The sequence below is a fragment of the Solirubrobacter pauli genome (assembly GCF_003633755.1).
Lineage (GTDB): Bacteria > Actinomycetota > Thermoleophilia > Solirubrobacterales > Solirubrobacteraceae > Solirubrobacter > Solirubrobacter pauli.
In genome coordinates this window covers 1,625,199-1,638,042 of the sequence record NZ_RBIL01000001.1, presented here as the reverse complement: position 1 = coordinate 1,638,042, position 12,844 = coordinate 1,625,199, and the positions used below count along the sequence as shown (strand labels likewise).

Sequence of the window (12,844 nt, the reverse complement as noted above, 5' to 3'; positions counted from 1 at the left end):
TCGATGACCAGGATCCTGGTGGTGGGTGGTGGCGCGATCGGCGGCATCACCGCCGCGGGCGCGGCCGCGGACGTCGTCGTCCTCGACGCGAACGCGGCGCACGTCGCCAAGCTCAGCGACCCGGGCCTCGTGATCAACGAGGCCGCGCCGGTCAGGCTCGAAGCGGTGAGCGCGGTGGACGCGCTCGAGGGCGAGTTCGACTTCGCGCTGATCGCGGTGAAGGCGCCGCTGCACCACGTCGCCCTGCCACCGCTGGTCGAGCGCGGCGGCATCGGCGCGTTCGTCACGCTCGGCAACGGGCTGATCCAGGACCGGGTGCAGGCGATCGTGGGCGAGGGCGACCTGCTCGCGTGCCTCGTCGAGTGGGGCGGCTCGAACGTCGGCCCGGGGGAGCTGATCCGCGACTCCGAGGGCGGCTACGTCGTCGGCGAGCTGGACGGGACGGTCAGCGAGCGGGCGCGGCAGCTCGCCGCCGCGCTGGAGCCGGTCGGCCACACGCGCGTGACCGACAACATCCGCGGGATGATCTGGACCAAGCTCCAGGTCAACTCCACCTTCACCGGGCTCTCGGCGGTCTCCGGGCTGCGCTACGGCGGCGTCGCCGAGCAGGGCCCGGACGCGGTCTTCGCGCTCTGGGAGGAAGGGGTGCGCGTCGCCCGTGCGCAAGGCCTCGAGCTCGACACCATGCACGGCGTCCACGCGTACGAGTTCGGGCCCGAGGGGCTCGCGCGGATGATGGAGCACATGGCCAACGTCCGCCCCTCGATGCTCCAGGACCTCGACGCCGGCCGCGAGACCGAGGTCGACGTCGTCAACGGCGGCGTCGCCGCCAAGGGTCGCGAGCTCGGCGTCCCGACGCCGCACAACGACGCCGTCGTCGAGCTCGTGCACGCGATGGAGCGGGGCGAGAAGCGCCCCGACCCCCAATACCTCGCTTACGTGAGCGAGGCGCAGATCACGAGCGCCACCGACAGCTGAATGCCGGCGGTGACGTAGCCGGCGGCGTGCACGCGCTCGCTGCCGCCGTCGAAGCAGTGGTCGGCGAGCTTGCCCGGGATCAGCATGTCCAGGATCAGGAAGCCGACCGCCTGCGTGACCACGCCGATCAGGCCGAAGATGGCCGCGTCGTCGAGGCCGTCCCAGCCGGCGCCGGTGAAGTAGATCGAGAACCACAGGATCAGGCCCAGTGAAGCCAGGCCGGTGCCGGCGATCAGGCCGGCGCCGCGGTTGCCTTCCATCACGTGCGTGCCCAGGCGCCCGGGCGTCAGCAGGTCGAGCGCGAGGAAGCCGACCACGAGCACGACAAGGCCGATGCCGCTGTAGGCAAGGGTCTGCAGGATCAGCTCGAACACGGGTGGGTCTCCCTCTCAGTCGTCAATGACGTGCGGCACGAACCGCGACAGGTTGTTGGTGACGAGCCCGTTGGACTCGCGGATGCCGAGCCCGGCGGGCTCCATGTCGACGGTCCAGACCCCGAGCACGGGGTGGTTGCCGTCGTAGTCGCCGAGGTCGGTGTACTGCTGGACGACGAAGCCCTCCTCGCCGTAGCCCTGGTCAGGGCCGCGGTCCGCCTCGTCGCCGTCGATCACGATCACCGAGTTCGCGCCCTCTCGCGCGAGCAGCGGCTTCTTGACGTAGCTCTTGAGCTTGTGCTCCTCGCCCTCGAAGAACGCGGGCAGGAGGTTCGGGTGGTCCGGGTACAGCCGCCAGAGCACCGGCAGGATGCCCTTGTTGGACCACATCATCTTCCAGATCGGCTCGATCCACAGGGTTTGGCCCTGCTCGTCGCCCATCCGCTTGAGCGCCTCCTCGGCGAACTCCTCGTGGACGAGCCACTCCCACGGGTAGAGCTTGAAGACGCTGCGCATCGCGCGGCCCTGGCGGTCGACGAAGCCGACGTGCTCGTGCAGGCCCATCTGCTCGATCGCCATCAGCTCGCACGTGAAGCCCGCCTCGCGCGCGACCTCGACCATGTAGCCGGCCGTCATGAAGTCCTCGCCCGAGACCTCCGCGTTCGTGTGCACGAAGTACACGCGCTCGCCGGGCAGACGCGGCAGCAGCTCCTTCCAGCGCTGGACGAGCAGCTCGTGGACCATGTTCCACTGGTCGCCGCCGGCGCCGTAGACGTCCTGCACCCAGTGCCACTGGACGGCGGTCTCCACGAGCGAGGTCGGCGTGTCCGCGTTGTACTCGAGCAGCTTGAAGCCGCTGTCGGAGTACGCGAAGTCGAAGCGCCCGTAGATCATCGGCGGCTCGGACTCCCACGTCTCCTTGATGCGCGGGACCGCCCAGCCGGGGATGCCCATCTGCGAGAACAGGTTGCTCTCGATGATGTAGTCGCCGGCCTCGATCAGCATCTCCATCAGCAGCCGCGTGCTGGCTTCCATCTCGTACACCTCGTCGCTCGAGAGCGTGTACGCGTTGGACTCGTGCCAGTACGGCATCATCGAGCCGTCGGGCAGCTCGGTCTTCCAGTAGATGAGGCCCTGCTCCTCGATGATCGCCGGCCACCCCTGGCGGGGCTCGACCTCGATCCGGTACATCAGCCTCCGCCCGAGTGGGAGGCGACCGACCGGCCGACGCCACTGGCGGACGTGCTGCGGCTGGACGAGCCGAACCCGCCGCGGCGCGCGTTCTCGGCCACGTTGGACGCGGCCACGCGGTCGCCGCCCTTGAGCTTGGTGCCGGTCGTGTAGCGGCTGCCGCTGACCGGGCTGCCGCCGTAGAACCAGAAGAACGCGCCGCCACCGCCGCCGTTGCCGGCGTACGCCTCGTCGTCGCAGTAGCGGTTCTCGACGATCTGGTCGTTCTGGTCCACGCAGTACGCGCTGTCGTCGTCGGAGCCGCACGCGGCGAAGGCCACCGCCAGCACGGGGACCGCCATCAGCGGCACGGCTCGGGAACGGAGGCGTCGGCGTTCAGTCACTTCGTCTCTTCCTTCATGGCCTCGTTGGCGTGAATCCGGCGCAGGGCCTCGATCACCTCGGGATGCGACACCCGCGCGCGGAGCTTGTCCATCTCGGATTCCAGGATGGCCATCACGTGGTCGATGTCGTCGTCGAGCTCGGGCGTCTTGTCACGTTCCTGAATACGCGCCTCGCGGATCAGGTCGGCCAGCAGACCGGTGAGGATGGCCACGGAGCCCAGTCCGCCGGCCATCACGAACATCGCCACCCAGCGCCCGGCGATCGACTCCGGGGAGTAGTCCCCGTAGCCCACGGTGGTCAGCGTGACGATCGCCCACCACATGCCGTCGACCCAGTCCGCGTCCTGCTCGACGAGGCTGAAGAACGCCCCGCCGATGACGACGGTGGAGACGAGCAGGTACAGGCAGGCGCGCCCGGGAAACTGTGCGACGAAGCGCAGGATGCGGTTCAAGGGGCGCAAGGCTAACGATCATCGCGGCGGTCTGCCGCCGGTTCGAGTCTCGCTAACGTCTGCGCCGCGATGGCCTACTACGTCACGACGCCGATCTACTACGTCAACGCCGCGCCCCACCTGGGCCACGCGTACACCACCATCGGCGCCGACATCCTCGCGCGGCACATGCGCCAGCGCGGGGAGGACGTGTTCTTCCTCACGGGCACGGACGAGCACGGCGAGCCGGTCGCGCAGGCCGCGGAGAAGCTCGGCGTCACGCCGAAGGAGCTGGCGGACAAGAACGCGGAGCGCTTCCTCGCGCTGGGCCCGCGGCTGAACACGACGAACGACTTCTTCATCCGCACGTCCGACCCGCGGCACAAGCGCCGCGTGCAGGACGTCATGCAGCGCATCCACGACAACGGCTACACGTACAAGGACCAGTACGAGGGCCTGTACTGCCCGCGCTGCGCCGACTTCAAGACCGGGCAGGAGATCGGCCCCGGCGACACCTGCCCGATCCACAAGATCCCGCTCGAGCACCAGAGCGAGGAGAACTGGTTCTTCAAGCTCTCCGCGTTCCAGGAGAAGCTGGAGGCGCTGTACGCCGACCGCCCGGGCTTCGTCGCGCCGACCTCCCGGTACAACGAGGCCCTCTCGTTCATCAAGAGCGGGCTCAACGACGTCTCCCTGAGCCGCTCCAAGCTCACCTGGGGCGTCGAGGTCCCGTGGGACGAGGGCCACGTCTTCTACGTCTGGTTCGACGCGCTCCTGAACTACTACACGGCGCTGTCGTTCGCGCGCGAGGGCGAGGACCTGACCGAGCGGTTCTGGCCGGCGTTCCACATCCTCGGCAAGGACATCCTCAAGTTCCACGCCGTGTTCTGGCCGGCGATGCTGATGGCCGCCGACCTCGAGCTGCCCGAAGGCCTGTTCATCCACGGCTTCCTGCTGATGAAGGACGAGTCGGGCGCCGAGCACAAGATGAGCAAGTCGCTCGGGAACGTGCTGGACCCGTTCGAGGTGATCGACCGCTTCGGCACCGACGCGCTGCGCTTCTACTGCGCGCGCGAGGTCACGTTCGGGCAGGACGGCGGCGTGTCGGTCAGCGGGTTCGCCGAGCGCTACACGAGCGAGCTGGCCAACGACTACGGCAACCTCGCCAGCCGCGCGACGAACATGGTCGCCCGCTACTGCGACGGCGCCGCGCCGACGGTCGAGCTGGACCCCGAGCTGGGCAAGGACTTCGACGGGCTGCTCGACGAGGTCAAGGGGCTGCTCGACAAGGCGGAGCTCACGCAGGCGCTCGACCGCATCTGGCAGCGCGTGCGGCGGCTGAACCGGTACGTCGAGGAGACCACGCCCTGGGCGCTGGCCAAGGACGAGGCGCAGACCGAGCGCCTGCACATGGTCCTGCGCTCGCTCGCCGAGGGCCTGCGCGTCGTGACCGTGCTGCTCGTGCCGTACATCCCGGAGGCGACCGAGAAGGCGCTCGCCGCGCTCGGCACCCCGGAGACGGCGCTGGACACGGCGGTCTACGGCGGGCATCCGGGCGGGCAGCCGGTCGTCAAGGTCGCGCCCCTCTTCCCGAAGCCGGAATGATCGACAGCCACACGCACCTGCACGCCGATCCCGCGGTGGCGGCCGAGTGGGTCGAGGCGGCCCGGGCCGTCGGCGTCACGCGCATCCTCACGGTCGGCACCGACGAGGAGTCGTGCGCGGCCGCGCTGGCCGCGTCCGAGGCGCACGCGGACGTGTTCTGCGCCGCCGGCCTGCACCCGAACTACACGACCGACTACGCGGGGATCGACTGGCTGCGCGAGTACGCGCAGCACCCGAACGTGCGCGCGATCGGGGAGACCGGGCTGGACGACTTCCGCGACTACGCGCCGCGCCCGGACCAGGAGCGCGCGTTCGCCGACCAGATCGCGCTGGCGCGTGCGGTCGGCAAGCCGCTCGTCATCCACACGCGCGCGGCCGACGACGACACGATCGCCACGCTCGCCCGCGACGCGCAGGGGATCGAGGTGATCCTGCACTGCTTCTCGATGGCGAGCCGGCTCGAGGAGTGCCTGGACCACGGCTGGTGGATCTCGTTCGCGGGCAACGTCACCTACCCGAAGGCGACGGACCTCGCCGAGGCGGCCGAGCGGGTCCCGCTGGACCGGCTGCTGGTCGAGACCGACGCCCCGTACCTGACGCCTCAGGTCGTGCGCAAGGAGCGCAACCGGCCGGCGTACGTCACCCACACGGCGCGCTTCATCGCCGAGCGCCGCGGCATCGCCTACGAGGAGCTGGACCGCGCCGTCGAGGCGAACGCTGCCAAGCTCTTCGCCTGGTGAGCTCGCAGCCGACCCAGCCCTCCATCCGGCGCATGCGCGAGTTCGGCATCCGGCCGAACCGCGACCTGGGCCAGAACTTCCTCGTCGACTCGAACATCCTCGAGATCATCGGGCGGCTCGCCGAGCTGACGCCCGAGGACGTCGTGCTCGAGGTCGGCGGCGGGCTCGGGGTGCTGTCGGAGTACCTGGCCGAACGCGTCGCCCACGTGCACGTCGTCGAGCTCGACCGCGGGCTCGAGCTGCCGCTGCGGCAGGCGCTCGACCCGTTCGAGAACACGACGCTGCACTTCGCCGACGCGGTCAAGCTCGACCTCGCGTCGCTCGACCCCGCGCCGACGAAGGTCGTCGCCAACCTGCCCTACGGCGTCGCCGCGACCGTGATCATCCGGACGATCGAGCTCGAGAGCGTCGTCGCGTGGGTGGCGATGGTGCAGAAGGAGGTCGGCGAGCGGTTCGCGGCCGGGCCGTCGACCTCCGCGTACGGCGTGCCGTCGGTGCTCGCCCAGCTCGCGTGCGACGTGCGCGTGGAGCGCAAGATCCCGCGCGGCGTCTTCTACCCGGTGCCGAACGTCGACTCCGTGCTGGTGGGGCTCAAGCGCCACTCGCCCGCACCGCCGCCCGCGCTCACCAAGCTGGTCCAGCACGGCTTCAAGCACCGCCGCAAGGCGCTCCCCAAGTCGCTCGAGCTGTCCCCGGGCGGCTCGAAGGAGCTGCGCGACCGGGCGCGCGCCGGGCTCGAGGCGCTCGGCAAGCCCGCCGACGCCCGCGCCGAGTCGCTCAGCCCGGCCGAGTGGCGCGCCCTCTACGAGCAGCTCGCGTGAAAGCGCCCGGCAAGGTCAACCTCTGCCTGCTGGTCGGCGCCCCGCGCCCCGACGGCCTGCACCCGCTCGTCTCGCTCGTCCAGCCGGTCGACCTGGCCGACACCCTCGAACTTAAAGACCGCGTAAAGGGGTCTGACCCCTTTACGACATCTTTAGCATCGGACGAGGTCGTCTGCGAGGGCGTCGACGGGGAGAACCTCGCGTTGCGGGCGCTGCGGGAGTTCCGGGCGGCGACCGGCTGGGACGGACCACCGCTGACGATCGAGATCACCAAGCGGATCCCGATCGCCGCGGGCATGGCCGGCGGGTCCAGCGACGCCGCCGCCGCGTTGCGGATCATCAGCGAGGTGAGCGGGATCGCCGTGCCCGAGGACGTGCCGATGCGGCTCGGCGCGGACGTGACCGTGATGCTGCGCGGCGAGCGCGCGTTGATGACCGGCGCGGGCGAGCACGTGGAGCCGCTCCCCGGGGAGAAGCCGCCGCTGATCGTCGTGCCGGTCGATGCCGCGCTCGGCGCGGGCGAGGTCTACCGCGAGTTCGACGCCAACGACACGCCACGCAGTCCGGACGAGCTGGCCGCCGCGGCCGAGGCGCTGCGGCACGGCGTCTACGAGCCGGTCAACGACCTCGAGCCCGCCGCGCGCCGGCTGTGCCCGCTGATCGACCGCGCGCTGCAGGCGCTGCGCGACGTCGGCGCGGAGTCGCCGATGGTCAGCGGCTCCGGCCCGACGGTCTTCGGCATCTCCGACGACCCCGAGGCGCTCGCCTTCCTCCAGACCGCGTACCCGCGAGCCGTCGCCGCATGACTCGCGCTGCGCGCACGCATGCTTCGCGGGAACTCGCCTTGCGGCTCGTTCCCGAAACCGCGGGGCGGGTTTGAGGTGAAGTTCACCTGGCTGCTCGCAGCCGTCGTGCTCGCGGGCTGGCTGATCGTCCGCCGCCACAAGCAGCACCGCTGGGTGCAGCTGCTCGAGCTGGTCGCGATCGCGGGCGCGCTGCTCGTCGGGTTCGGCGTCGTGCACCTGCCGAACTTCGAGCACCTCCTGGAGGACGCCGGCCAGGCGCTCGGCAAGTGGACGTACCTCGCCGTCGGCCTGCTGGCCTTCCTGGAGACCGGCGCGTTCCTCGGCTTCGTCGCGCCCGGGGAGACCGCCGTGATCGTCGGCGGCCTCGTCGCCGGCCAGGGGCAGATCTCGCTGCTCGCGCTGATCGCGATCGTCTGGGCGAGTTGCGTGCTCGGCGACCTGACGGCGTTCGAGATCGGCCGCCGGCTCGGGCGCGGATGGCTGCTCAAGCACGGAGAGCGGCTGAAGATCACCGAGGAGCGGCTGGAGACGGTCGAGTCGTTCTTGGAGCGGCGCGGGGCGGTGTTCATCGTCTTTGGCCGCTTCCTGGGGCTCGTCCGCCCGCTGATCCCGTTCACGGCCGGCGCCTCGCGGATGCCGATCCGGCGCTTCCTCCCCTACGACGTGCTCGCCGCCGGCCTGTGGTCGATCACGTTCTGCGTCCTCGGCTACCTGTTCTGGCGCTCGATCGACCAGCTCACCACGTACGTGTCGCGCGGGCTGTTCGCGTTCGGGACCCTGGTCGTCGTGATCGGCGGCATCGTCGCGCTGATCCACCTGCGCCGCAGCGAGGAGGCCCGCGGGAAGGTGCGCGACTGGATCGACGAGCACGACGAGGAGCCGTTCTGGAAGCACGTCGCGAAGGTCGCCCGGCCGGTCTGGCACGTGCTGCTCAGCCCCGCCGCGAAGGTGGCCGACATGGCCGCGCGCTTCACGACGGACCGCGTGACGCCCGGCAACCTCGGGCTCGAGCTGACGACGCTGCTGATGCTCGCGCTGTTGGGCGGGTTCAGCTTCCTGATGATCGGCGACTCGATCCTCAACAACCCGAACCCGCGGATCGACCGCTGGGCCGCCGACGTCGCCGAGCGGCTGCGCAACGAGACGGTCCTCGACATCGCCCGCGTGGTCACCGCGATCGGCTCCTCGTGGGTGACCGCCGCGCTCACCCTCGCGACGGCGGTCTTCGCGCTCGTCAAGCGCCGCTGGATCGACGCGGTCGTGCTCGTCGTCGGCTGGCTGCTGGTGTGGGGCGCCGTGCACTCGACCAAGGTCGCCTACGACCGCGAGCGGCCGGTCGGGGCGTTCACGGACACGATCAGCGCCGCCTACCCCTCCGGCCACACCGCGTACGCGATCTCGCTGATCGCGATCGCCACCGTGCTGGTGCGCGGCGGCACCGGCTGGGCGGTGCGGATCGGGCTCGTCACGATCGCCGTCGTGCTCGCCGTGATCGTCGGGATCACCCGCGTGTACCTGCGCGCGCACTTCCTCACCGACGTGCTCGGCGGAGCCGCCCTGGCGATCGCGATCTGGTCGATCGTGGGCGTCTTCTCCCTGTTCGCCGGACGCGTTCGCCACAATGTGCCGAGCGAGACGTCTCGATGAACGACGATCAGAAGACCTACATCATCATCGGCGCGGCCGCGCTCGTGAGCCTCGTCGCCTGGCTCGCGCTCGTGGTCATCCCCGCCTGGAAGAGCTACTGGCGCCTGCGCGACCGGATCGTGGCCACCGTGCTGAGCATCTACATCCTGGCCGCGTTCGTGCTCGCGGGCACGGGCGTCGGGCTCGCCGCGCTCTGGTACTTCAGCGATCGCGTCGAGCTCTAGCAACGCCTAGACTGCTCGCGTGACTTCGCCCGCCCGCAAGGAGGCGGCGCTCCCGGATCTGGGAGCCCTCGGGGCCATGTCCGACGCCGTCGAGTCGGGTCTGGGGCTCCCCGAGGTCGTCCGGGCCGCCGCACGTGCCCTCGACGCGTCGCTCGTCCTGATCGACCGCTCGAGCTCCGTGCTCGCGGTCGCCGCGCGGTCCACCGCGGACGAGCGTCAGCTGATGCGGGACGCCGACGGGGTCGAGACGCACGAGCTGCGCGTCGGCGACGCGGTGGTCGGGCAGCTGCGCCTGCGCCCGCGCGGCGGTGGGCCGTCGGCGGCGGTGCTGCGCATCGCGACGACGATGATCGCGTCGGAGGTCGAGCGCCTGCGTGCGCCCGACCGCGCCTCCGAAGCGGCGCAGTCGGCGTTCCTCGCCGCGCTGCTCGGCCGCAAGGTGACCGACCGCGGAGACATCGTCGCGCGCGCTTCGGAGCTGGGCGCGGACCTGTCGGACGGCGGGGCGGTCGTGGTCGTGCGCGCCCACCACTTCGCGCCCGCGGACGAGGATTGGCGCGCGCGGGTCCTGGCCGCCGCCGAGCGCGCGGCCCGGGCGGGCGCGCCGGGGTCGCTCGCGGCGACCATGGACGAGCACGTGGTCGTGCTGCTGCCGACCGTCGAGGACGCCGCGCTGCGCCGCGTCGCCGACGGCATCGCGCGCGAGCTGCACACCTCCGTCCACGGCTTCACGTTCGCGCTCGGGCACTCGCGCGTCGCGCAGGACCCGGTCGACCTCTATCGCGCGGGCAACGAGGCGCTGCTCGCGGCGAACGTCGCCACCGCCGACAGCACCGGCGACGAGGTGGCGATGCTCGCCTTCGAGGACACGGGCGCCTACCGGCTGCTGCTGCCCGCGATGAGCGAGGACCCCGCGGAGCTGCAGCGCTTCTACGCGGAGACGGTCGCGCCGCTGGTGGCCTACGACGACCAGTACGAGACCGACCTGGTGCAGACGCTGGAGACGTTCCTGGACGCGGACGGCAACGTCGCCGGCACCGCCGCGCGGCTGTTCACCCACCGCCACACGGTCCGGTACCGGCTCGAGCGCGTGAAGGACCTCAGCGGCCTCGACGTCGCGTCCACGGACGGCCGCGAGAAGCTCGGCCTCGGCTTGAAGGCGATGCGCGTGCTCGGCATCGCCGCGCCGCGCGGCCCGGCCACGGAGGCCGGCGCCGGCGGCGGGCGCGTGCGTCGCGCCGACAAAGACCGTTAGCGCCCCTGCACGGTCACCAGGTGCCGCCCCTGCGGGCGCGGGACGCGGACGGTGACCTCGACGCCCCGGTTCGTCGTCACCGGGCGCGGGACGGCCTTCAACCGCTCCCCGTCCAGCCACACGCGCTTGACCCGGGTGCCGCGCGGGAGCGTCACGCCGATCCGCAGCGTGCGCACGTCCTGGCTGCGCAGCGTCACGCGCGTGTCGTACGTCTTGCCGTCGCGGTCGGCGCGCACCGCGACCGTCCCGCGCTCGCCGAGGCGGATCGACAGCCCGCTGATCCGCTCCTGGCCCTCGGGGATGCTCGGCACCACGTCCAGCCGCCGCTCGCCGAGGTCGGGCATCACGCCGAGCTGCTGGGCGATCACGGGCCACGCCGTGCCGTAGTGGCCCCAGGCCTGCATGAACATCGAGCGGCACGTCCAGCAGCGGTCGAGGTTCCGGTTCTGGTCCGGTGACGGCAGGATCTCCGGCAGCGCGCCGGGCTGTTCGTCGAGCATCGTCTTGGCGTTGGCGTCGGTGTAGCGGCGCTGCGAGCGGCCGTAGTTGCCGTCGGCGACCGCCTTGATCGCGGTGTTGAGGCTGAAGACGACCTTCTCGCCCTTGCCCTCCGGCCCGCCCGTGCACCCCGTGTGGAAGAGGCCGACGTTGAACGGCGCCGTGCCGCTGAAGCAGTCGGTCTCGCGGACGTCGAGCGCGGTGTTCGCGTGCTTGGCGGGCGCGAGGCCGGTCTCCATCGGCGTGACGCCGATCCAGTGCTGCTGCTGGAGCTGTGCGTTGTTCGGGCCGAGCGAGTCCGCGTACTGCCGGGACGGCTCGTTCCACCACGTGCGGTCGAACGCCGCGCGCAATTGCTGGGCGAGCTTGCGCGCCCAGCTGGCCGTGGGGCCGTCGCGCTTGGCGTCGGCCAGCGAGGCGAGGTCGGTGAGGCCGCGGATCAGGTAGACGGAGTTGTCGAGCTTCTCCTCGCCCATGCCCTCGCGCTCGACGTTGCCGAGCCCTTCGGGCCAGCCGTCCTTGTCGGCGTCGAGGTTGTCGACGACGTAGCGCGTGGCCCGGCGCGAGAAGTCGTAGAGGTCGTTCAGGAAGCGGCGGTCGCCGGTCCAGCGCCACACGAGCGCGACCGCGCTCGGGAACTTGACCGACTCGTCGGTGTTGCCCGGGTCGGCGTTGGCGCCGAAGTAGACCGAGCCGTCGGTGACGATCTCGTGCGCGACCTTGCCCGACTTGGCGTTGAGCAGGTCGGACACCTGCTGGAGGGCCTTCAGATGCGCCTTGATCGGCTCGAACTGGCCGAGCGCGACGGCCGCGAAGGCGGTGTACTCGCCGTCGGTGGCGAACAGCCACGGGTAGTCGGGGTAGCCGGCGCCGATGAACGTCGCCTGCTTGACGACGCCGATCGGGGCGGGGAAGGCCGTGCCGCGGTCCACGTGGCGGATCCGCAGGTCCGTCGCCGTCTGGGTGAGGTCGGCGAGGTTCTGCTTGCCGTAGTCGATCGCGCGCTGGAGGCTGCGGTCGCCCGGCAGGTCGACGTTGCTGTGCTCGGCGAGCGCGGCGCGTGCGGCCACCTTGCGCGCGAGCAGCGCGTCGGGGTCCTTAGTCGCGGCGGCCAGGTCCGCGCGGGTGGCCGCGACCGCGATCCACACCGTCGTCGGCTTCGCGCCGACCTTGACGGCGTAGCGCAGGCGTCCGCCGGCGCCGCGGCCGACCGGGCCGTCGTCGCACTGGCTGGGCATCTGCTTGCCGTCGGCGCCGCAGACGAGGCCGGTCCGTGGCCCGCGGAAGCCCGGGCCCGTCTCGATCCCCTGGGCGGTGCGGTCCGAGCCGGCGAACGCGGTCAGCGCGCCGTCGTGGAAGGCGAGCGTGCCCTGCTCGACGGCGGCCGTGTCCTGCCCGTTGTCGGCGGCGGTCGGGTGGCCCTCGCTGGAGCTCCACGGATACGCCGTCAGCAGCTCGGAGTGGACGTCGGCGTCGACCGTCACCGTCTTCGGCGTGGCGGACCGGAGGGTGATCCCGAAGAGCGCGGCGCGGCGGCCGTCCGGGACGAAGTCGGTGCGGGAGAGCTCGACCCCGCCGGTCGCGGGCAGGTCGTAGCGGACGTAGCCGGCGCCGCTGGTGAAGCGCGTGGCCGCGCCCACCCACTGGCCGTCGACGCCGAACCACACGCCGTCGGCGAGCTTGCTCGGCGGCGCCCAGATGCCGCCCATCTCGCCCGTGATGTGCCAGCCGTTCGCGTACCAGCCGCCGTCCGCGAAGCCGACCGCGTAGGCGCGGTCGCCGGCCGCGACCTCCCGCCGGTCCTGCAGCCGGTCGCTCGTCGAGATCTCCGTCGCCGCTCGGGCGGATCCCGCCGACACCAACGCGAGAGCCACCGCCGCACTGACCGCAC

The 12,844-nt window shown here is 71.4% G+C and carries 13 protein-coding genes; 8 read left to right on the top strand and 5 right to left on the bottom strand.

The genetic code is table 11. The annotated features are described in order from the left end of the window. The first annotated feature begins 3 nt into the window (after positions 1-3). The gene (locus C8N24_RS07605) at positions 4-978 is read left to right on the top strand and encodes a ketopantoate reductase family protein (RefSeq protein WP_121249479.1); all 975 of its coding nucleotides are present in this window, start codon (positions 4-6) and stop codon (positions 976-978) included. Here the strand turns inward: C8N24_RS07605 and C8N24_RS07600 are convergent. The 4 genes from C8N24_RS07600 to C8N24_RS07585 are packed head-to-tail and all read right to left on the bottom strand — an operon-like array spanning position 936 to position 3,378. Continuing rightward, positions 936-1,352, bottom strand: a complete 417-nt coding sequence (locus tag C8N24_RS07600; RefSeq protein ID WP_121249478.1) for a DUF350 domain-containing protein — start codon at positions 1,350-1,352, stop codon at positions 936-938. The two genes, C8N24_RS07605 and C8N24_RS07600, sit on opposite strands and share 43 nt — an antisense overlap. Before the next feature lie 15 nt (positions 1,353-1,367). Then, positions 1,368-2,543, bottom strand: a complete 1,176-nt coding sequence (locus C8N24_RS07595) for a glutathionylspermidine synthase family protein (protein ID WP_121249477.1) — start codon at positions 2,541-2,543, stop codon at positions 1,368-1,370. After that, positions 2,543-2,884: a hypothetical protein gene (locus tag C8N24_RS07590; RefSeq protein ID WP_147447680.1), complete on the bottom strand. Its 342-nt coding sequence runs from the start codon at positions 2,882-2,884 to the stop codon at positions 2,543-2,545. The genes C8N24_RS07595 and C8N24_RS07590 overlap by 1 nt, the downstream gene beginning before the upstream one ends. A 38-nt stretch (positions 2,885-2,922) precedes the next feature. Beyond that, positions 2,923-3,378 carry a potassium channel family protein gene (locus C8N24_RS07585; protein ID WP_170178918.1) on the bottom strand — a complete coding sequence of 152 codons (456 nt, stop codon included), beginning with the start codon at positions 3,376-3,378 and terminating at the stop codon, positions 2,923-2,925. A 69-nt stretch (positions 3,379-3,447) separates the two neighbouring features. Here C8N24_RS07585 and C8N24_RS07580 point away from each other — a divergent pair, with 69 nt between their 5' ends. The 7 genes from C8N24_RS07580 to C8N24_RS07550 all read left to right on the top strand — a co-directional run bounded on the left by C8N24_RS07580 (position 3,448) and on the right by C8N24_RS07550 (position 10,455). Further along, positions 3,448-4,962: a class I tRNA ligase family protein gene (locus C8N24_RS07580; RefSeq protein ID WP_121249474.1), complete on the top strand. Its 1,515-nt coding sequence runs from the start codon at positions 3,448-3,450 to the stop codon at positions 4,960-4,962. Further along, positions 4,959-5,702 carry a TatD family hydrolase gene (locus C8N24_RS07575; RefSeq protein WP_121249473.1) on the top strand — a complete coding sequence of 248 codons (744 nt, stop codon included), beginning with the start codon at positions 4,959-4,961 and terminating at the stop codon, positions 5,700-5,702. The genes C8N24_RS07580 and C8N24_RS07575 overlap by 4 nt, the downstream gene beginning before the upstream one ends. Further along, positions 5,699-6,523, top strand: a complete 825-nt coding sequence (gene rsmA / locus C8N24_RS07570; RefSeq protein WP_245971787.1) for a 16S rRNA (adenine(1518)-N(6)/adenine(1519)-N(6))-dimethyltransferase RsmA — start codon at positions 5,699-5,701, stop codon at positions 6,521-6,523. Before C8N24_RS07575 ends, rsmA begins: the two co-directional genes overlap by 4 nt. After that, positions 6,520-7,329: a 4-(cytidine 5'-diphospho)-2-C-methyl-D-erythritol kinase gene (locus tag C8N24_RS07565; protein WP_121249472.1), complete on the top strand. Its 810-nt coding sequence runs from the start codon at positions 6,520-6,522 to the stop codon at positions 7,327-7,329. The genes rsmA and C8N24_RS07565 overlap by 4 nt, the downstream gene beginning before the upstream one ends. A 75-nt stretch (positions 7,330-7,404) precedes the next feature. Then, positions 7,405-8,976, top strand: coding sequence for a bifunctional DedA family/phosphatase PAP2 family protein (locus C8N24_RS07560; protein WP_170178917.1), 1,572 nt, complete (start codon positions 7,405-7,407; stop codon positions 8,974-8,976). After that, positions 8,973-9,200, top strand: coding sequence for a hypothetical protein (locus tag C8N24_RS07555; protein WP_121249470.1), 228 nt, complete (start codon positions 8,973-8,975; stop codon positions 9,198-9,200). Before C8N24_RS07560 ends, C8N24_RS07555 begins: the two co-directional genes overlap by 4 nt. A gap of 19 nt (positions 9,201-9,219) precedes the next feature. Further along, positions 9,220-10,455 carry a PucR family transcriptional regulator gene (locus tag C8N24_RS07550; protein ID WP_147447679.1) on the top strand — a complete coding sequence of 412 codons (1,236 nt, stop codon included), beginning with the start codon at positions 9,220-9,222 and terminating at the stop codon, positions 10,453-10,455. Here the strand turns inward: C8N24_RS07550 and C8N24_RS07545 are convergent. Then, positions 10,452-12,827 carry a glucosidase family protein gene (locus C8N24_RS07545; RefSeq protein WP_211339872.1) on the bottom strand — a complete coding sequence of 792 codons (2,376 nt, stop codon included), beginning with the start codon at positions 12,825-12,827 and terminating at the stop codon, positions 10,452-10,454. The genes C8N24_RS07550 and C8N24_RS07545 overlap by 4 nt on opposite strands. Between the last annotated feature and the right edge of the window lie 17 nt (positions 12,828-12,844).

Bases quoted from the DNA above. Each gene is read 5' to 3' on its own strand.
- C8N24_RS07605 (WP_121249479.1), top strand. From the start codon at position 4: ATGACCAGGATCCTGGTGGTGGGTGGTGGCGCGATCGGCGGCATCACC.
- C8N24_RS07595 (WP_121249477.1), bottom strand. From the start codon at position 2,543: ATGTACCGGATCGAGGTCGAGCCCCGCCAGGGGTGGCCGGCGATCATC.
- C8N24_RS07580 (WP_121249474.1), top strand. From the start codon at position 3,448: ATGGCCTACTACGTCACGACGCCGATCTACTACGTCAACGCCGCGCCC.
- C8N24_RS07555 (WP_121249470.1), top strand. From the start codon at position 8,973: ATGAACGACGATCAGAAGACCTACATCATCATCGGCGCGGCCGCGCTC.
- C8N24_RS07575 (WP_121249473.1), top strand. From the start codon at position 4,959: ATGATCGACAGCCACACGCACCTGCACGCCGATCCCGCGGTGGCGGCC.
- C8N24_RS07590 (WP_147447680.1), bottom strand. From the start codon at position 2,884: ATGGCGGTCCCCGTGCTGGCGGTGGCCTTCGCCGCGTGCGGCTCCGAC.